Source organism: Neorhizobium sp. T6_25 (assembly GCF_002968555.1).
In the GTDB taxonomy this organism is placed as follows: Bacteria; Pseudomonadota; Alphaproteobacteria; order Rhizobiales; family Rhizobiaceae; genus Neorhizobium.
The window spans coordinates 57,177-74,209 of the sequence record NZ_PVBL01000026.1 but is presented as its reverse complement, the minus strand read 5'-3'; the positions used below and the strand labels follow the sequence as shown (position 1 = coordinate 74,209).

The 17,033-nt window shown below is 61.8% G+C and carries 20 protein-coding genes; 9 read left to right on the top strand and 11 right to left on the bottom strand.

What is annotated here, in order from left to right; all coding sequences use genetic code 11:
- Positions 1 to 33: 33 nt before the first annotated feature.
- Positions 34 to 462 (bottom strand): Hsp20 family protein, encoded by a 429-nt coding sequence (locus C5L10_RS26755; RefSeq protein ID WP_046630471.1) that lies wholly within the window; start codon positions 460 to 462, stop codon positions 34 to 36.
- 193 nt (positions 463 to 655) lie between these two features.
- On the opposite strand from C5L10_RS26755, the gene C5L10_RS26750 reads away from it, so the two are divergent.
- On the top strand, positions 656 to 1,597 hold the full coding sequence (locus C5L10_RS26750; protein WP_105432143.1) for a nucleoside hydrolase: 942 nt from the start codon (positions 656 to 658) through the stop codon (positions 1,595 to 1,597).
- Between the two features lie 87 nt (positions 1,598 to 1,684).
- Here the strand turns inward: C5L10_RS26750 and C5L10_RS26745 are convergent, their stop codons facing one another.
- Positions 1,685 to 2,584 (bottom strand): ribokinase, encoded by a 900-nt coding sequence (locus C5L10_RS26745; RefSeq protein ID WP_105432142.1) that lies wholly within the window; start codon positions 2,582 to 2,584, stop codon positions 1,685 to 1,687.
- Between the two features lie 49 nt (positions 2,585 to 2,633).
- Positions 2,634 to 3,773 carry a DNA recombination protein RmuC gene (locus tag C5L10_RS26740; RefSeq protein WP_245448207.1) on the bottom strand — a complete coding sequence of 380 codons (1,140 nt, stop codon included), beginning with the start codon at positions 3,771 to 3,773 and terminating at the stop codon, positions 2,634 to 2,636.
- Positions 3,774 to 3,950: 177 nt separating this feature from the next.
- Here C5L10_RS26740 and def point away from each other — a divergent pair, with 177 nt between their 5' ends.
- The 3 genes from def to truA are packed head-to-tail and all read left to right on the top strand — an operon-like array spanning position 3,951 to position 6,224.
- Positions 3,951 to 4,466 (top strand): peptide deformylase, encoded by a 516-nt coding sequence (def, locus tag C5L10_RS26735; RefSeq protein ID WP_105432140.1) that lies wholly within the window; start codon positions 3,951 to 3,953, stop codon positions 4,464 to 4,466.
- A gap of 58 nt (positions 4,467 to 4,524) precedes the next feature.
- Positions 4,525 to 5,460: a methionyl-tRNA formyltransferase gene (gene fmt / locus C5L10_RS26730; RefSeq protein WP_105432139.1), complete on the top strand. Its 936-nt coding sequence runs from the start codon at positions 4,525 to 4,527 to the stop codon at positions 5,458 to 5,460.
- The gene (gene truA / locus C5L10_RS26725; RefSeq protein ID WP_105432138.1) at positions 5,460 to 6,224 is read left to right on the top strand and encodes a tRNA pseudouridine(38-40) synthase TruA; all 765 of its coding nucleotides are present in this window, start codon (positions 5,460 to 5,462) and stop codon (positions 6,222 to 6,224) included. The genes fmt and truA overlap by 1 nt, the downstream gene beginning before the upstream one ends.
- A 12-nt stretch (positions 6,225 to 6,236) precedes the next feature.
- Here truA and C5L10_RS26720 read toward each other — a convergent pair whose 3' ends face one another.
- From C5L10_RS26720 to dapD, 4 genes are read right to left on the bottom strand one after another with little or no spacing between them, the layout of a single operon-like run.
- The gene (locus C5L10_RS26720) at positions 6,237 to 6,833 is read right to left on the bottom strand and encodes a hypothetical protein (RefSeq protein WP_105432137.1); all 597 of its coding nucleotides are present in this window, start codon (positions 6,831 to 6,833) and stop codon (positions 6,237 to 6,239) included.
- Between the two features lie 33 nt (positions 6,834 to 6,866).
- Positions 6,867 to 7,487 (bottom strand): hypothetical protein, encoded by a 621-nt coding sequence (locus C5L10_RS26715; protein ID WP_105432136.1) that lies wholly within the window; start codon positions 7,485 to 7,487, stop codon positions 6,867 to 6,869.
- The gene (dapE, locus tag C5L10_RS26710) at positions 7,471 to 8,667 is read right to left on the bottom strand and encodes a succinyl-diaminopimelate desuccinylase (RefSeq protein ID WP_105432135.1); all 1,197 of its coding nucleotides are present in this window, start codon (positions 8,665 to 8,667) and stop codon (positions 7,471 to 7,473) included. The genes C5L10_RS26715 and dapE overlap by 17 nt, the downstream gene beginning before the upstream one ends.
- 9 nt (positions 8,668 to 8,676) lie before the next feature.
- Positions 8,677 to 9,531, bottom strand: a complete 855-nt coding sequence (gene dapD, locus C5L10_RS26705) for a 2,3,4,5-tetrahydropyridine-2,6-dicarboxylate N-succinyltransferase (RefSeq protein WP_046630492.1) — start codon at positions 9,529 to 9,531, stop codon at positions 8,677 to 8,679.
- A gap of 136 nt (positions 9,532 to 9,667) precedes the next feature.
- On the opposite strand from dapD, the gene C5L10_RS26700 reads away from it, so the two are divergent.
- Complete coding sequence (locus C5L10_RS26700; protein WP_046664856.1) at positions 9,668 to 10,528, top strand: LOG family protein; 861 nt, start codon at positions 9,668 to 9,670, stop codon at positions 10,526 to 10,528.
- 57 nt (positions 10,529 to 10,585) lie between these two features.
- Positions 10,586 to 10,894, top strand: a complete 309-nt coding sequence (locus tag C5L10_RS26695; RefSeq protein WP_105432134.1) for a hypothetical protein — start codon at positions 10,586 to 10,588, stop codon at positions 10,892 to 10,894.
- A gap of 101 nt (positions 10,895 to 10,995) precedes the next feature.
- Here C5L10_RS26695 and C5L10_RS26690 read toward each other — a convergent pair whose 3' ends face one another.
- Positions 10,996 to 11,652, bottom strand: a complete 657-nt coding sequence (locus C5L10_RS26690) for a calcium-binding protein (protein WP_105432133.1) — start codon at positions 11,650 to 11,652, stop codon at positions 10,996 to 10,998.
- A 109-nt stretch (positions 11,653 to 11,761) separates the two neighbouring features.
- Positions 11,762 to 12,475 carry a pyrimidine 5'-nucleotidase gene (locus C5L10_RS26685; RefSeq protein WP_105432132.1) on the bottom strand — a complete coding sequence of 238 codons (714 nt, stop codon included), beginning with the start codon at positions 12,473 to 12,475 and terminating at the stop codon, positions 11,762 to 11,764.
- Between the two features lie 105 nt (positions 12,476 to 12,580).
- Between C5L10_RS26685 and C5L10_RS26680 the strand changes: the two genes are divergently transcribed.
- Positions 12,581 to 13,483, top strand: coding sequence for a DMT family transporter (locus C5L10_RS26680; RefSeq protein WP_105432131.1), 903 nt, complete (start codon positions 12,581 to 12,583; stop codon positions 13,481 to 13,483).
- A gap of 72 nt (positions 13,484 to 13,555) precedes the next feature.
- Positions 13,556 to 14,329 (top strand): isocitrate lyase/phosphoenolpyruvate mutase family protein, encoded by a 774-nt coding sequence (locus C5L10_RS26675; RefSeq protein WP_105432130.1) that lies wholly within the window; start codon positions 13,556 to 13,558, stop codon positions 14,327 to 14,329.
- A gap of 19 nt (positions 14,330 to 14,348) precedes the next feature.
- Here the strand turns inward: C5L10_RS26675 and argB are convergent, their stop codons facing one another.
- Positions 14,349 to 15,236 (bottom strand): acetylglutamate kinase, encoded by an 888-nt coding sequence (gene argB / locus C5L10_RS26670; RefSeq protein ID WP_007771514.1) that lies wholly within the window; start codon positions 15,234 to 15,236, stop codon positions 14,349 to 14,351.
- Between the two features lie 352 nt (positions 15,237 to 15,588).
- On the opposite strand from argB, the gene C5L10_RS26665 reads away from it, so the two are divergent.
- Entirely contained in the window at positions 15,589 to 16,146 is a 558-nt protein-coding gene (locus tag C5L10_RS26665) for a fasciclin domain-containing protein (protein WP_105432129.1), read from the top strand.
- Positions 16,147 to 16,235: 89 nt separating this feature from the next.
- Here C5L10_RS26665 and yihA read toward each other — a convergent pair whose 3' ends face one another.
- A complete protein-coding gene (gene yihA / locus C5L10_RS26660) occupies positions 16,236 to 16,883 on the bottom strand; it encodes a ribosome biogenesis GTP-binding protein YihA/YsxC (RefSeq protein WP_046631500.1) in 648 nt (215 codons plus the stop codon).
- Positions 16,884 to 17,033 lie beyond the last annotated feature (150 nt).

The window sequence follows — 17,033 nt, the reverse complement described above, 5'->3', positions numbered from 1 at the left end:
GCATTGAGGGGCAATGGCATTAGCGCCATTGACCTACTCTGAGACGGAAATGTTAATTTTTCGCACCATGCGTGCGGGCTCGGGGCGGATAAGGTCGACCGACAGCAAGCCGTTCTTGAGCGAGGCGCCGGAAACCTGCATTCCATCGGCCAGCACGAACATGCGCTGGAACTGGCGGGCAGCAATGCCGCGGTAGAGATAGTCGCGCTCACCCTGCTCCGTCTGGCGTCCGCGGATGACGAGGTGGTTTTCTTCCGTCGTCACCTCGAGCTCGGCTTCGGAAAAGCCGGCGACGGCCAAGGTGATTCGCAGTCGCTCTGGTGCACCGGAAGCATCGGCGCGGAGGCGTTCTATATTATAGGGCGGATAACCGTCGTTCGCCTTCGCAAGGCGTTCGAGTGTCTTTTCCATGGCGTCGAAGCCCAGAAGCAGGGGGCTCGCAAACGGCGTCATTCGGCTCATCGGACAGTCCTTGCAACAAGCGACCATGTTGGCGCCCGCCGGGCGGCCCGCCAACTCGTTCGTTATATGGGAGGTTACGGCGGCGACCGCAAGGATGAGCGCCGGGGCTGATGGACACGGCTGCCCATGCCGGTCATGCGGCACTTGACAGAATGTCAGGTTGTGGACCACTACCCGGAAAAAAGGAGCATTCATGCAGCGCAGGAAGATTATCATCGATACCGACCCGGGTCAGGACGATGCCGCGGCGATCATGCTTGCTTTTGCGAGTCCCGACGAGATCGAGGTGCTTGGTCTCTGCGCGGTCGCCGGAAACGTGCCGCTTTCCTACACCAGCCGCAACCTCCGGATCGTCTGCGAACTCTGCACCAAGTCGGATGCACCGGTTTACGAGGGCGCGCTGAAGCCAACCATGCGCCCGCAGGTCACCGCCGAGCACGTGCACGGCAGGACCGGCCTCGACGGTATCGAGCTGCCCGAACCGACCATGCCGGTGAAGGATATCCATGCTGTCGATTTCATCGTCGACACGTTGCGCACCGAGCCTGCCGGAACGGTAACGCTCTGCACGCTCGGGCCGCTCACCAATATCGCGCTCGCTCTGGAGAAAGCGCCGGACATCGCGGGGCGCGTGAAGGAACTGGTGATGATGGGCGGCGGCTTTTTCGAGGGCGGCAACATCACGCCGGCTGCCGAATTCAACATCTATGTCGATCCCGAAGCGGCAAAGACCGTGTTCGCCTCGGGCATGCCGATCGTCATGATGCCGCTCGACGTCACCCACCAATTGCTGACGACCAAAGCCCGTGTCGAAAAGATCGCCGCGCTCGGCACCCATCCGGCGGAGGTCCTGGTCGCGTGGCTCGCCTTCTTCGAGCGCTTCGACATCGAAAAATACGGCTCCGATGGCGGGCCGCTGCATGATCCCACGGTCATCGCCTACCTCATCAGGCCCGAACTCTTTTCCGGGCGCGACTGCAATGTCGAGATCGAGACGCAGTCGGACCTGACGGTCGGCATGACGGTGGTTGACTGGTGGCACGTCTCCGGCCGCAAGCCGAATGCCAAGGTGATGCGCCATGTCGATGCTGAAGGCTTTTTTGAATTGCTGAGGGAGCGGGTCGCCCGGCTCTGAGGCGGAATAAGCCGGCGGTTGCTCGACGGCTTTTTAATTCTATCTAGAACCGCAGCGAAATGCCGCCCGACGCTCGACCGGAGCAGCTCAGACCCTGGCGTCGACCGCTTCGGCGGGCGGGATCGAAGGCTGGGCGCCGCGGCTGAGGCAGGCGAGCGAACCGGCCACCGCGGCGCGGCGGAGCGCTTTCGCAAAATCCAGCCCCTGTTCGAGGCTGGCGGCCAGATAACCGCAAAACGTGTCGCCGGCGCCGACCGTGTCGACCGGTTCGATCTTCAATCCCTCGGCCGTGACAATCTCTCCGTCGCGGATCGCGACCACGCCGTCGCCGCCGAGCGTCACGACGTATGTCTGACCGGTTTCGGAATGCAGTTTTTTCAACATCTCCTGGCGCGCCGCAGCGTCCGGGATAGGGCTTCCGGCCAGCAGTTCGAATTCCGTCTCATTGGCGACGACGATATCCGCGAGCCGGGCAAGCCGGGCCGCATCGCCGGTCAGCGGCGCCGTGTTGATCACCGTCTGAATGCCTTTGCCACGCGCCGCGTTGAGCGCCGTTTCTACCGTCTCGGCCGGGATTTCGAGCTGCAGCATCAGGATATCGCCGGTCTTCATGGCTTCGACCGCCGCCTCGGCCTGCGCCGTGCTTACCGTACCGTTGGCGCCGGCCACCACCGCGATCATGTTTTCGCCCGTGCCCCCCACCAGGATCAGGGCCGTGCCCGTTGGATCGGCTACGCGCGCGACCGCGGAGAGATCGACCTTGGCGTCATCGAGAAGTGCCAGTGCCGGTGTAGCAAAACCATCTTCGCCAACGGCTCCGACCATATGCACGGCGCTTCCGGCGCGGCGTGCGGCGAGCGCCTGGTTGGCGCCCTTGCCACCGGCGGCCGTCGCAAAGCTCGATCCGGCAACCGTCTCGCCCGGCTGGGGCAGGCGCTCAGTCGTGGCGATGAGATCCATGTTGATGGAGCCGAGGACGGTAATCATGGCGGGCCTGCGTGCTTGATTTAAAGTCGCGCGACACTGCCCGAGAGGATCACTCCTCGTCAACCACCCGCAGCTTGAGCAGCCCGGTGCGGCTTTCGACCACCTTCGCCTGTGGCAGGTCGCGGGCTGCCCCGGCCTCCGCCGGAGCCTTCAGTTCGAGAGCCTCGATCCTGGCGCCGCGGCGGTTGAGCTTGTCGGTGGAGGTGAGGATCTGTTCGACATCCTTCTGCGCCGCGAAGAAATGCGCCTGAAGCTTGCGGGTGCGATCGTCGAGGCGGGAAAGATCCTCGATCAGCAGCGCCACTTCGCCCTGGATGAGATGTGCCTGCTCGCGCATGCGCTGGTCCTTCAGCACGGCCTGGATGACCTGGATGGACAGCATCAGCAGCGAAGGCGAGACAATGACGATGCGGGAACGCTGCGCCTTCTGCACGGCGCTCTCGAAATGCTCATGGATCTCCGCGAAGATCGATTCCGACGGCACGAAGAGGAAAGCCATTTCCTGCGTCTCGCCCGGGATCAGGTACTTTTCCGAGACATCGCGGATGTGAACTTCGAGGTCCCGCTTGAAGGCCTGGGCGGCGGCCCTTCTCGCTTCGGGTGCCGCGGCCTCGCGAAAAGCGTTCCAGGCTTCGAGCGGAAATTTGGCATCGATCACCAAGGGCGGCGCGCCGTTCGGCATCCTGATCGTGCAGTCGGGCCTGGTGCCGTTCGAAAGGGTGATCTGGAAGCCGTAGGCCCCCATCGGCAATCCGTCGGCAACGATCGCTTCCATTCGGCCTTGGCCGAAGGCACCGCGTGTCTGCTTGTTCGACAGGATCGCCTGCAGGCCGACGACGTCCTTTGCCAGTGTCTGGATATTGTTCTGGGCGGCGTCAATCACCGCCAGCCGTTCCTGCAGCCGCTGCAGGTTCTCGTGCGTCGACTTGGTCTGTTCGGTGATGCTAGCGCCGATCCGGTGCGTCATGCCGTCGAGCCGCTGGCTGACCGACTGGTTCAGTTCCGATTGCCGCGTCGAAAGGGTCTCCGCCATCGCCGACAACCGACCCTGCATCTCGCTTTGCGCTCTCAGAAGTTCGGAAAGCCTGGCCTCGCCTTCCATCGCCCGCAACGCCGCATCTTCCTGCCGCTGAAGGGATGCCCGGCGCGCCAGAAACAGCCATAACAGCAGCAATGCCGCTCCACACATCACCGCCACGACGGCAGCACGCGGATCGTCGAAGAAACGGGAAAGGTTGGCGACAAGATTATCCATGGCGGGAAACTAACAGAATTTTGCCACTTGAAAAGATCAAAACGTGAACATTCCGTTTCCTCGGTCCGTAATTTCTATTCCTTCGGAAAAAAAGATGGGTTATGGGAAGCCATGACGATCAAGCCTCTGATTATTCTGCCTGACCCGATCCTGCGTCAGGTTTCCAAGCCGATAGAGCGTGTTGACGCCGAGCTTCTGAGGCTCGCCGACGACATGCTGGAGACCATGTACGACGCGCCGGGCATCGGCCTTGCGGCGATCCAGATCGGCGTGCCGCGCCGCCTGCTGGTCGTCGACATTGCGCGTGAGGGCGAGGAAAAGCAGCCGCAGGTCTTCATCAATCCCGAGATCGTCACATCCTCCGACGAGATCTCCGTATATGAAGAGGGCTGCCTTTCCATTCCGGAATATTATGCCGAGGTGGAACGCCCGGCGACCGTCAGCGTCAAGCATCTCGGCCGCGACGGCAAGGAATATGTGGTAGAGGCCGATGGCCTGCTCGCCACCTGCCTGCAGCATGAGATCGATCACCTGAATGGCGTGCTTTTCATCGACCATATTTCCCGCCTGAAGCGCGAGATGGTGATCAAGAAATTCACCAAGGCTGCCAAGTCCAAGGCGGTCTGAACCGTCGCTCGGGCGATCCGAGTTAAGAAGGCGCGGTCTCTTGAGACGCGGAACGTCCATGTCTCTTCGCATCATCTTCATGGGAACGCCGGAATTTTCCGTGCCGACGCTGCAGAACCTCAAACATGCAGGCCATGAGATCGTCGCCGTCTATACGCAACCGCCGCGTCCGGGCGGCCGCCGCGGGCTTGATCTCGTGAAGTCGCCGGTGCACCAGGCCGCCGAACTGCTCGGCATTCCCGTCTTCACGCCCGTGAATTTCAAGGAGCCCGAAGAGCGCGAGAAATTCCGCGCACTGAACGCCGATGTGGGTGTGGTCGTCGCCTACGGCCTGCTGCTGCCGGAAGCGATCCTGACAGGCACACAGCTCGGTTGCTACAACGGCCACGCTTCGCTCCTGCCACGCTGGCGCGGTGCCGCGCCGATCCAGCGGGCGATCATGGCGGGTGACAAGAAGACCGGCATGATGGTCATGCAGATGGAAAAGGGCCTCGATACCGGCCCCGTTGCGCTGACGAGGGAAGTGGAAATCGGCGAGAACATGACGGCGGGCGAGTTGCACGACAAGCTGATGCTGGCCGGTGCCCGTGCCATGGTCGAGGCGATGGAAAAACTCGAAGCCAACGACCTGCCGCTGACGCCGCAATCGCCGGAAGGCGTGCTTTATGCCGCCAAGATCGACAAGGGCGAGACGCGTATCGATTTTTCGAAACCCGCAGCGGATGTGCATAACCACATCCGCGGTCTGTCGCCTTTCCCGGGTGCATGGTTCGAGGCGGAGATCAACGGCAGGCTGGAGCGTGTGAAGGTTCTTCTTTCGGAAATCGGCGAGGGGCAGGGCGAGCCCGGAACGGTTCTGGACGACGCACTGACCATTGCCTGCGGCGCGGGTGCAGTACGGCTCCTCAAATTGCAGAAGGCTGGGGGCAAGCCCTTGGCGGCGGCAGAGTTCCTGCGGGGGACACCGCTTGGGCCTGGCACGAGGCTCTCCTGATGCCACGTTTCCGCATGACCGTCGAATATGACGGCACGCCTTATGTCGGCTGGCAGAAACAGAAGAACGGCCACTCAGTACAGTCGGCGCTTGAAACCGCCATCCTGTCCTTGACCAAGGAGAGCGTGGTGGTCAAGGGAGCCGGTCGCACCGATTCCGGCGTTCATGCGCGCGGGCAGGTGGTGCATGTCGATCTCACGCGGTCGTGGCAGCCACACCGGCTGCGCGACGCGCTGAACGCCTATCTGGGCATGGCCAGGGAGAAGGTCGCTATCATCGGCGTGCAGGTCGTCGATGATGCGTTCGACGCCCGCTTTTCGGCTATCCGGCGATATTATCTCTACCGTATCATTTCACGCGCCGGCCCGCTGGCGCTGGATGCGAAGCGCGCCTGGTGGGTCACTAAGGATCTGGATCATGAGGTCATGCATGCCGCCGCTCAGACGCTGGTCGGAAAGCACGATTTCACGACCTTCCGTTCGGTTCATTGCCAAGCGAAGAGCCCCGTCCGCACGTTGGACATGCTTGACGTCACGCGCACCGGCGATCTGATCGAAATCCGCGCGACGGCACAGAGTTTCCTGCACAATCAGATACGCTCGCTCGCAGGCACGTTGAAACTGGCCGGTGAAGGCCGCATGACGCCGGCGGATGTCCGCGCAGCACTGGACGCCCGGGACCGCAAGGCCTGCGGGCCGGTGGCGCCGCCGGAGGGACTTTATTTCATGCGCGTCGACTATCCAGGCGACCCCGTAGAGCCCTGAAGCGCTGGTTCATCAGAGCGGATAAATGCCGAGGAAACGCTGCAGGGCTTCGGTCAGCAGCATGCTCGGCACGATCAGCACCAGCACCAGCGTGGTGATCATCAGCGGCTGCGGCCCGCAGATCATCCGCATCACCCGCGATACAGCGACGATCATGACGATCAGCAGTGCGAAATGGACAAGCGCCAGGACGGTATCGAGGCTGGATGGCAACAGGAAGCGCAGGCTCAGCAGGCCGTAGAGATAGGCAAACGGAACCGAGAGCCAGTTGACGCTGACGACGACCGCCGGAAACTTTCGGGCAATGCCGAGAAGCGAGCAGAGTACGCCGGCAAGGATCAGCGGCACCAGCCAGTTGAAGATTTCCAGCATTGCCATGCGGAGGAAGAAAATCCCGCCGATCCGGGCGCCGGGCGGCATGCCTTCGAGCAGATAGTCGCGCCACCAAAGCCAGGAAATGAACGCTCCCGGCAGGCACCAGACGAACGCCCAGAACGAGCGCATCATGCCGCGATCGGAAATGTCGAGCAGGCGGAAGCCCTGCGCATCGCCGCGGATCAGCAGCCAGAGACCGCTTAGATAAAGTCTGACTTCAGGATAGGAGGGCAAGGTTGCCTCCCCGCAAAACGGCGAAATCACGCATCAGGTTAACGCAACCCCCATGATCGTCTCCAGTTCGCGCGCAACAATAACTTCCGCCACAACCACGAGCCCGAGGGTCGCAACTCGTATCATCACCGGGCCACCCATGACGGTTCTCAGGATGCACCACATGAGAAAGAGCGTTGCAAACAGAAGGATTGCCGCGAGCACAAGCGCGCCATAACCGGCAAGGCTTGCAAGGGCGCCAGGCTGATCGGAAAGGAAGGCGACAGGCGCCAAGACAGCATAGGCCGCATAGGCGAACGGGACGGCAAACCAGTTGCGCAGCACGATCAGAATCCGCACGAGCGGCATGAAGCGCAGAATGAAGCCGAGCACGATGAGCGCCACGGCTGGCACGATCCATTGGGCCGCTTCGAGAACCAGCATCTTCAGGAAAAAGATGAAGGAATAGTCCTCACGTTGAGGGAAATGGCGAAGGTATTCCATCCGCCGGAAGATCCAGCCGACAATTAGCGCCGGCGCGCACCAGGCGACTGCCCAGAACGAACGTAACACGCCCTCGTCCGAAATATCGAACGGCCGCAAACCGCGCGCATCGCCGCGGATCAGCAGCCAGAGGCCGCCGAGGTAGAGCCTGACTTCATGATAGGAGGGCATTATCGAACCAGCGGGAGATGAAGGTCCCATAGATTTGGGTAAGCGTCTCCAGATCGGCAAGGGCCACGCGCTCGTCGATCATGTGCATGGTCTGGCCGACCAGGCCGAATTCTACAACGGGGCAATAATCCTTGATGAACCGGGCATCAGACGTTCCGCCCGTCGTAGAGAGCTTGGGCACCTTGCCGGTTACGCTCTCGACGGCGCCGGAAAGCGACGCGATCAGAGCGTTGTTGCGGGTCAGGAACACGTGGCTTGGGCGTTCCGCCCAGGTGATCTCGTAGCGCGCCGGTTCCCGATCCGGGCGAAGCGGGCTGCCGATCGCCGCCGCATCCAGCCGTCGGACGATCTCCGCCTTGACGGTGTCGGCCGTCCAGGTGTCGTTGAAGCGTATGTTGAAAGCGAATGTGGCTTTTCCCGGAATGACATTGGTCGCCGGATTGCCGACATCGATGGATGTCACTTCCAGGTTGGAGGCCGGGAATTCCGCCGTGCCGCCGTCGAAAGGCGGGTCCATCAGGGCAGATGCAAGCGGCAGCAGGCCGCGCACCGGATTGTCGGCCAGATGCGGATAGGCCGCGTGGCCCTGGATACCGAAGACGGTGACCTTGCCAGAGACCGAACCGCGGCGGCCGATCTTGATCATGTCGCCGAGCATATCGGGATTGGTTGGCTCACCGACCAGGCAGGCATCCCAGGCCTCGCCCTGTTCAGCGGCCCACTTCAGCAGCTTCTCGGTTCCGTTGACCGCGGGGCCTTCCTCATCGCCGGTGATCAGAAAAGAGATCGAGCCTTTTGGCGCGCCATGTTTCTCTATCTGGCGGGCGACGGCGGCGACGAAACAGGCGATACCGCCCTTCATGTCCACCGCGCCGCGGCCGAACAACTCGTCGCCGACAATCTCGCCGGCAAACGGCGGCCGGCTCCATGACGTTTCATCCCCCGGCGGCACCACGTCCGTATGGCCGGCGAACATCAGGTGCGGCGCATTGGTGCCGAGCCGGGCGTAGAGGTTCTCGATGTCCGGCATGCCGGGCTCCGTCGCCACCATGCGCTCGACCTTGAAACCGAGCGGAAGCAGCATGGCCTCCAGCGCTGCCAGCGCGCCGCCCTCGGCGGGTGTCACCGAAGGGCAGCGGATGAGCGTCCGGAGATTGGCGATGGGATCGGCACTGGACATGGGATGGGATCAGTCGCGCAGCAGTTCGTTGATACCGGTCTTGGAGCGGGTCTTTTCATCGACGCGCTTGACGATCACGGCGCAATAGAGGCCGGGGCCCGGCTCGCCGTTCGGGAACGGCTTGCCCGGCAGCGTGCCGGCAACGACCACCGAGTAGGGCGGTACTTCGCCATAGCTGATCTCGCCGGTGGCGCGGTCGACGATCTTGGTCGACTTGCCGATGAACACGCCCATGCCGAGCACTGAGCCCTGGCGGACGATGCAGCCTTCGACCACTTCCGAGCGGGCGCCGATGAAGCAATTGTCCTCGATGATGGTCGGGCCGGCCTGCATCGGCTCCAGCACGCCGCCGATACCGACGCCTCCGGAAAGATGCACGTGCTTGCCGATCTGGGCGCAGGAACCGACGGTCGCCCAGGTGTCGACCATGGTGCCTTCATCGACATAGGCGCCGAGGTTGACGAAGGAGGGCATCAGGACGACGTTTTTGGCGATATAGGCCGAGCGACGCGCGACCGCATTCGGCACGGCACGGAAGCCGGCGGCGCGGAACTCGCTCTCCCCCCAGTTCTCGAACTTGGAAGGCACCTTATCCCACCAGGTGGAGGCGCCGGGGCCGTTCTTGACCACTTCCATGTCGTTGAGGCGGAAGGACAGCAGAACAGCCTTCTTCAGCCACTGATGCACCGTCCACACGCCGTCTTCGCCACGGCTTGCAACCCGCGCCTTACCGCTGTCCAAAAGGTTGAGCGCCTCTTCGACCGCGTCGCGGATCTCTCCCTTGGTCGAAACCGTTACGGTGTCGCGGTTGTCGAAGGCCGTCTCGATAGTCTTTTCAAGGGAAGAGAAGTCGGGGCTGCTCATGGGAAATCCTTAAACGTCACTCTGTATCGTGATGGTGGGAGAGGTGGCCATTTGGTGTCATTTGATCTAAGCGACCGCCACTCAAGCGTCAATGTGAATTGGCGTCAATGCATTTGACGCTGGAAGGATCATGCGAATGGCAAAGGCGAAGAAGGACGGGCCGCGGCGCAAGGACGGGGTCTGGGATCCGTTGAAGGACAACAAGGCGGATAAGACCGCCGCCGCCGACCAGCCCAGGACGCCCCAGACGGAATCGCATTCCTATCGGCTAGCCTATGCGGATGACGAATTCCTCAGCCGCGAAGAGCTTCGACCCGTCCGCCTCCAGCTCGAGCTGATGAAGACGGAAATGGCGCTGACCGAGCGGGGCATCAGATCGACCGTCGTGCTGTTCGGCGGCGCGCGCATCCCGGCTCCCGGCCAGGGCGCCTGGGCCGCCCGCAACGACACCCAACGCCAGAACCTCGAAGCGGCTTCGGTCTATTACGACGAGGCGCGCAAGTTCGCGGCCCTCTGCGGCAAACACTCGGCCGGCTACAATCATCAGGAATATGTGGTGGTGACCGGCGGCGGGCCGGGCGTCATGGAGGCTGGCAATCGCGGTGCGGCGGAAGCCGGTGCCCCGAGCATCGGGCTCAACATCATGCTGCCCCACGAGCAGGCTCCCAACCGCTTCGTAACGCCGGAGCTCAGCTTCAACTTCCACTATTTCGCCATCCGCAAGATGCATTTCATGATGCGGGCGAAGGCAGTCGTTGTCTTCCCCGGCGGGTTCGGCACGCTGGACGAAATGTTCGAGGCGCTCACGCTTATCCAGACAAAGCGCATGGAGCGCATACCGCTCATTCTGTTCAGCGAATCCTTCTGGCGCGGCATCATCAATTTTGGCGCGCTGGCGGAGTTCGGGACCATCGCGCCGGATGACCTGAGCCTCATCAGTTTTGTCGAAACCTCGGAACAGGCTTGGAAGATCATCTCGGATTTTTACGAGCATTGAGGGCCTGATTGAAAGTCCGGAAGTTCGCGATTAGATTGTTGGTAGAGGATCGTACCAATGAGCGAAGAAGTCGTAGATCTGAATTTTCTGGCGAAGCTTGGACAGCGGACGAACGATGAGATTCGTGCGCTTCGCAAGGAAGTTGCTGAAATCAGGACCCTGACGATCCAGACTTATGAATTTTCGAAGCGCCTGGAACGACGTCAGGCGGAAGTTCGGGATGATCTTGAGCTTTCCATCAAAATCGAACTTGGCGGGGCTTTATCCCACATGCAGTCGACGATCGAGCACTCTCTTGTCCGGATCGAGGACAAGGTGGAGGAGGTCGCCGACCGGGTGACTGCGGTCGAGCACAGACCCTCCTGATTCCTGACTGTCCCTGGTCCAAAAAATAAAAGAACCCGCCCCTTGGGGAAGGGGCGGGTCCTTTGGACGACTGTCGGAGCTAGTTCCAAGGGGGCGGAGAACTAGAGGGGGCGGTCCGGCAGGTCGTCGATGGAAATGGTTCCATCCTTGTTGCTATCCATGCGGGCGAACAGCTTGTCGGATGCGGCGGTGGCTTCCGTCTTGGTGATCTTGCCGTCCTTGTCTTCATCGACCATGCGGAACATGCCCCGGCCCATCATCTGACGGCCGTGCGGGCCTTCCCAGCGAGCGTCTTCGCGGCGCCCGCCGTGGCGGCCCTGACCATCATGGTTCCATGCGGAATGATCGCGGTCCCGACGGTGGTCATCACGCCGGTCGGCCATTTTATCGTCGGATTGGTCGTCCTTCTGGTCCGTGGTATTGGCGACGTCGGGCTGATGGGTCTTGCGGAACTCTTCCATCTTCGCCTGACGATAGTCGAGCATCTCGCCGCGGGTCAGTGAGCCGTCCTTGTTGGCGTCGATCGCGGTGAAGAGCTTGTCCTGAAATGCCGTCATCTCGTCCTTGGAGATCTTGCCGTCCTTGTCGGCATCGGCATTCTTCAGGAGGCGCACGAACATCACGTCCTGCATCATCGCACGGCCGGGACCACCATGGCGGTCGGGACCATCACGCCCTGGAGCTGCAAAGGCAGGAACGGCTGCGCCGGCGATCAGCGCTGCTCCAAGGGTCGCCAGAACGATCTTCTTCGCGGTCATTGTGGTGGTCCTTCAGGTTGTTTCGATAGCCTGAAGATAAAGCCTGCAACGGCCAAAACCACTTAAACATCCGTAATGTGGATGAACTTTTCGTAATGCCGATAAAACCTTAGCCGATATCGAGGCCGCTGAGGAAGCCGGTCAGATCGTCCGTGACATAGTCGATATGATCGTCCTCGTCGCTGAGCTTTTCCCACCGTTCCATCAGCACCGCGTCCAGGTTGCGCGGCACGAGGAGGATGGTGCGCATGCCGAGCGCCTTCGGCACCTGCAGGTTGCGCGGCAGATCCTCGAACATCGCGGCTTTCTGCGTATCGACCCGGTGCAGGCTGGCGAACTTGTCGTAAGTCGCGCCCGCCGGTTTCGGCACGTAGTCTGCGGCGACGATGTCGAATATGTCGTCGAAATTATCGAGGATGCCGAGTGCCCTGGCTGCGGCTTCCGCATGCGGCACGCTGCCATTGGTGAAGATGAACTTGCGGCCGGGAAGCGCCTTGATCGCCTCGCCGAGTTCCGGATGCGGCAACAGCGCGGAATAGTCGATCGCATGCGCCTGTTCGAGAAACCCGTCCGGCTCGATGCCGTGGTTCAGCATCAGGCCCTGCAGCGTCGTGCCGTGCTCGTGGTAATAGCGCTTCTGCAGGGCTTTCGCTTCCGCCGGCTCAAGCTGCAGCAGTTCCTGCACATAGGCCGTCATGTTCTTGTCGATCTGCGCGAACAGATTGATGTGATGCGGATAAAGCGTGTTGTCGAGATCGAACACCCAGTCGCGGACATGGGAGAAATCGGCGGGATCGGGCGAGGTCTGCGGCTTTTTTTCCATGGCCGCTTTATGCACCGGCTCGGCGGCAAAGAAAACGAAAAAGACGAACGCTTTCGGCCAGGGCCGGCCTTGGCGATCTGCCGGAACGCGTGATACCGCCAGCCTATGGAACTCTGGATCCCCATCACCATCGCCGCCGCCTTTCTGCAGAACCTGCGCTCTGCCCTGCAGAAGCATCTGCAGGGTTCGCTTGGCACGCGGGGAGCGAGCTTCGTGCGCTTCGGCTACGGTTTTCCGATCGCGATCCTCTATGTCCTCTGCCTTCGCCATATCGCCGGTTATCCGTTCCCGGCACTGAACTGGACCTTCGCTCTTTGGGCGGTGATCGGCGGCCTGGCGCAGATCTTTGCGACCATGATGCTGGTGCATCTCTTTTCGCTCAGAAATTTTGCGGTCGGGACGGCCTATTCCAAGACCGAGCCGGTGCAGGCCGCGATATTCGGCTTCATCCTGCTCGGCGAAAAGCTAACGCCGGGCTCGGTCGCCGCGATCATCGTCGGGGTCATCGGCGTGATGACGATCTCGATGGCGCGCATGCCGCTCTCCTGGCGCAACATGCTGGTCGCGCTGACCAGCCGCACCGCCCTGATCGGCATCGCCTCCGGGGCGGTCTTCGGTATTTCGGCCGTCTCGTACCGTAGCGCTTCTCTGTCGCTCGGCGGTCCCGGACCGGTCATGGAGGCCGCGGTGACGCTCGCCTGCGTCACGACTTTCCAGACGGCGTTCATGCTGGTCTGGATGTTCTGGAAGGACAAGCGCGAGATCGTCCAGGTCGTTCTCTCGTGGCGTTCATCCTCTCTCGTGGGCCTGGCGGGCGTCGTCGGCTCGGCCGGCTGGTTCACCGCCATGACCCTGCAGCAGGTGGCCTATGTCCGCGCGCTCGGGCAGATCGAGCTCGTCTTCACCTTCATGGCGTCCTATTTCCTTTTCCGTGAACGGGTGAACCGCATGGAAGTGTTCGGCTGCCTCTTGATCGTCTGCGGCATCCTCGGGTTGCTCTTTTCCTGATCGACGCCCGATTTGCGGCGGCATCCGTCACCGAAACCGGTTAGGGTATTCCGATCAATGGGAGGATCATTCATGCTGGAGAAAGACAAGGCAGCAGCGTTCGCAGCGCTTCACCGGAAGGGCAATCCGGTCATCATCTACAACATCTGGGATGCCGGCACCGCCAAGGCGGTTGCGGAGGCCGGCGCGAAGGCGCTCGGCACCGGAAGCTGGTCGGTCGCCGCAGCGCAAGGGTATGCCGACGGCGAAAACCTGCCGCTCGATGCATTGCTCGCCACGGCGAAATCGATCACCGCAGCGGTCGACCTTCCCTTGTCGGTGGATTTCGAGGGCGGTTACGCGGAAGATCCGGCCGAACTGGCGGCAAATGTCACCAGGGTCATCGACGCCGGCGCGATCGGCATCAATTTCGAGGATCAGGTGGTCGGCGGCAGCGGTATCTATCGGGTGGCGCAGCAGGCCGAGCGCATCCGTGCCATCCGGGCCCTGGCAGACACCCGCGATATGCCGCTCTTCATCAATGCCCGCACCGACCTCTTCCTGCAGGAGGGCGACCGGACGAAACATCCTGCACTTCTCGATCAGGCGATCGAACGTGCCAAAGCCTATGCCGAGGCTGGGGGCAACGGGTTCTTCGCACCGGGACTGGCCGACGAGGGGTTGATCGAGACGCTCTGCAAGGCCTCGCCGCTTCCGGTCAACATCATGATGTTCGGCGGTGTTCCGTCGCCGAAACGCCTCGGTGAACTCGGGGTTGGCCGGGTCAGTTACGGGCCGGGGCCGTATCGCGCGATGATGGCGAAGCTGAAGGAAGACGCCGCGGCGGTTTTCACCGCCGCTGGCTGAGCCTTGAAGCCGTTCGTGATCAGGGAACGATCAGCGTGCCGGCGCCGTGTTCGGTGAAGATTTCGAGCAGCACCGAGTGGGCCGTCTTGCCGTTCAGGATGACGACGCCCTGCACGCCGGCCTTGATCGCCTCGATGCAGGTCTCGACCTTGGGAATCATGCCGCCGGAGATCGTGCCGTCCTTGATGAGGGCCTGGGCCTGGGCGACCGTCAGTTCCTTGATCAGCTGCTTGTCCTTGTCGAGGACGCCCGGAACGTCGGTGAGGAAGAGCAGGCGGGTGGCGCTGAGCGCGCCAGCGATGGCGCCCGCAAACGTGTCGGCATTGATGTTGTAGGTCGCGCCGTCGCGGCCCGGAGCGACCGGGGCGATGACCGGGATCATTTCCGATTTGGCGAGCAGGTCGAGCAGGGTGCGGTCGACTTCCACCACTTCACCGACGAAACCGAGGTCGAGGACTCGCTCGATATTGCTGTCGGGATCGATGATGGTCTTCTTGGCCTTTTCGGCGAAGACCATGTTTCCGTCCTTGCCGCAAAGGCCGATCGCCCATTCGCCGGTCTGGTTGATCAGCGCGACGATTTCCTTGTTGATCGAGCCGGCGAGGACCATTTCGACGATCTCGACGGTCTTCTGGTCGGTGACGCGCAGGCCGGCTTCGAACTTGGACTCGATGCCCATCTTCGTCAGCATGGCGCCGATCTGCGGGCCGCCGCCGTGCACGACGATCGGGTTGACGCCGGATTGCTTGAGAAGCGCGATATCCGCGGCGAACGCCTTGCCGAGTTCGGTGTCGCCCATGGCGTGGCCGCCGTATTTCACGACGATCGTCTTGTTTTCGTAACGCTGCATATAGGGCAGCGCCTGTGCCAGAAGCTTGGCCTGAAGTTCGCTTTCGGAAGCCGTCATCGGATACCCCTGAATGATAAGTGGGGCCTTTTAGCGCATGTTTCTGACAGAGGAAATAATCAGTCCGCGAGATTGTCGCTCAATCGACGTGTCGGCGCCGGATAAATGGTGGCCGTATTCCGGCAAATAGCTCTCGCGGGAAGGCCCGGATATTGCAGCCGACCGACGGCACAACAGATATAGGTAAATAAAAACAGCAGCTTGAAAATTTAACGGCGGTTTCGTCGTCGGCGTTGAAACTCTTCTTCTCCGCCTTCCGTCTCTTGTGATGTCTCCGCCGATGTCGGGACGCCATGCCTTGGGAGGCGCGCATCCGCGCCGGGGCAATTAGTTTCGTTGAGAGGAAGCCATCATGTCCAAGACCGCATTCCGCACGCTCGCTGTCGCCACCGTTCTGTCCGCCACCGCCGTGACCGTTTTTGCCGCCAATCCGAAGGTCGGCGGTGCGGCGATGTACGAAGACAAGAACATCGTCGAAAATGCCGTGAACTCCAAGGATCACACGACGCTCGTCGCGGCCGTCAAGGCTGCCGGCCTGGTGGAGACGCTCCAGGGCAAGGGTCCGTTCACGGTCTTTGCGCCGACCAACGAAGCCTTCGCCGCCCTGCCCAAGGGTACGGTCGATACGCTGCTGAAGCCGGAGAACAAGGCTCAGCTCACCAAGGTGCTGACCTGCCATGTGGTCGCGGTCAGCGCCATGTCCACCGCCATCGAAAAGATGATCAAGGACGACAAGGGCACCCATGACGTCAAGACCGTTGGCGGCTGCATCCTGAAGGCCAAGGAAAGCATGGGCAAGATCACGCTCACCGACGAAACGGGCGGCGTGTCTACTGTCACGATCGCCGACGTCAAGCAGTCGAACGGCGTCATCCACGTGGTCGACAAGGTTCTGCTGCCGAAAATGTAAAAGCCGGTCACACCCGTTTGGGGCTTTTGCATCAGGATCCGGTCGCCTCTCTCGGGGCGGCCGGATTTACCGTTTCTAGTAAGGCAGCGTCAGAGCGCCCGGCCGACGGTTTCGGCGATCGCCTGGCGCAGTTCCTCGATCCCCTTGCCTTTTTCGGACGAGGTGGAGAGCACGAACGGGAAGGCCGCCGGGTGCTTGCGGATCTTTTCCTGCGTCTCGGCCAGCAGCTTCACCACGGCTGGTTCCTTGATCTTGTCGGTCTTGGTCAGCACGATCTGGTAGGAGACGGCAGCCTTGTCGAGGAGGTCCAGGACTTCGTCGTCGTTCTTCTTGATGCCGTGGCGGCTGTCGATCAGCACATAGACGCGCTTCAGCGTCGCGCGGCCGCGCAGATAGTCGAAGACCAGCCTGGTCCAGGCATCGACGGTTTCCTTCGGAGCCTTGGCATAACCGTAGCCCGGCATGTCGACCAGCGCCATCGGCGGCAGGTCGGTACCTGCGCCCGAATAGCCGTCCGGCACGAAATAGTTGAGTTCCTGAGTACGGCCGGGCGTATTGGAGGTGCGCGCCAATCCCTTCTGGCCGACGATCGCGTTGATCAGCGACGACTTGCCGACGTTTGAGCGGCCGGCAAAGGCGACTTCGAGCGGACCTTCCGGTGGCAGGAACTTCATCGAGGGCACGCCGCGGATGAAAATCCAGGGGCGGCCGAAGAGCGGCTTGTCGTCCGTGCTCATGTCTGCGGGCATCGGTTGTGGTCGTCCTGTTCTGTCGAAGGGCACGGCTTCAAGGTTTTGGCCGGCAATGTCAAGCTTTCGGGCTTCCCAGCCCTATTCCAAAAGAAAAACCCCGGACCAGCCGGGGTTCCTCATCGGTGTCTTGGGGGA

Excerpts from the sequence above, each read along its gene's own strand:
- C5L10_RS26755 (WP_046630471.1), bottom strand. The coding sequence starts at position 462 with ATGAGCCGAATGACGCCGTTTGCGAGCCCCCTGCTTCTGGGCTTCGAC.
- C5L10_RS26750 (WP_105432143.1), top strand. The coding sequence starts at position 656 with ATGCAGCGCAGGAAGATTATCATCGATACCGACCCGGGTCAGGACGAT.
- C5L10_RS26745 (WP_105432142.1), bottom strand. The coding sequence starts at position 2,584 with ATGATTACCGTCCTCGGCTCCATCAACATGGATCTCATCGCCACGACT.
- C5L10_RS26740 (WP_245448207.1), bottom strand. The coding sequence starts at position 3,773 with ATGTGTGGAGCGGCATTGCTGCTGTTATGGCTGTTTCTGGCGCGCCGG.
- def (WP_105432140.1), top strand. The coding sequence starts at position 3,951 with ATGACGATCAAGCCTCTGATTATTCTGCCTGACCCGATCCTGCGTCAG.
- fmt (WP_105432139.1), top strand. The coding sequence starts at position 4,525 with ATGTCTCTTCGCATCATCTTCATGGGAACGCCGGAATTTTCCGTGCCG.
- truA (WP_105432138.1), top strand. The coding sequence starts at position 5,460 with ATGCCACGTTTCCGCATGACCGTCGAATATGACGGCACGCCTTATGTC.
- C5L10_RS26715 (WP_105432136.1), bottom strand. The coding sequence starts at position 7,487 with ATGCCCTCCTATCATGAAGTCAGGCTCTACCTCGGCGGCCTCTGGCTG.
- dapE (WP_105432135.1), bottom strand. The coding sequence starts at position 8,667 with ATGTCCAGTGCCGATCCCATCGCCAATCTCCGGACGCTCATCCGCTGC.
- dapD (WP_046630492.1), bottom strand. The coding sequence starts at position 9,531 with ATGAGCAGCCCCGACTTCTCTTCCCTTGAAAAGACTATCGAGACGGCC.
- C5L10_RS26700 (WP_046664856.1), top strand. The coding sequence starts at position 9,668 with ATGGCAAAGGCGAAGAAGGACGGGCCGCGGCGCAAGGACGGGGTCTGG.
- C5L10_RS26695 (WP_105432134.1), top strand. The coding sequence starts at position 10,586 with ATGAGCGAAGAAGTCGTAGATCTGAATTTTCTGGCGAAGCTTGGACAG.
- C5L10_RS26690 (WP_105432133.1), bottom strand. The coding sequence starts at position 11,652 with ATGACCGCGAAGAAGATCGTTCTGGCGACCCTTGGAGCAGCGCTGATC.
- C5L10_RS26685 (WP_105432132.1), bottom strand. The coding sequence starts at position 12,475 with ATGGAAAAAAAGCCGCAGACCTCGCCCGATCCCGCCGATTTCTCCCAT.
- C5L10_RS26680 (WP_105432131.1), top strand. The coding sequence starts at position 12,581 with ATGGAACTCTGGATCCCCATCACCATCGCCGCCGCCTTTCTGCAGAAC.
- C5L10_RS26675 (WP_105432130.1), top strand. The coding sequence starts at position 13,556 with ATGCTGGAGAAAGACAAGGCAGCAGCGTTCGCAGCGCTTCACCGGAAG.
- argB (WP_007771514.1), bottom strand. The coding sequence starts at position 15,236 with ATGACGGCTTCCGAAAGCGAACTTCAGGCCAAGCTTCTGGCACAGGCG.
- C5L10_RS26665 (WP_105432129.1), top strand. The coding sequence starts at position 15,589 with ATGTCCAAGACCGCATTCCGCACGCTCGCTGTCGCCACCGTTCTGTCC.
- yihA (WP_046631500.1), bottom strand. The coding sequence starts at position 16,883 with ATGAGCACGGACGACAAGCCGCTCTTCGGCCGCCCCTGGATTTTCATC.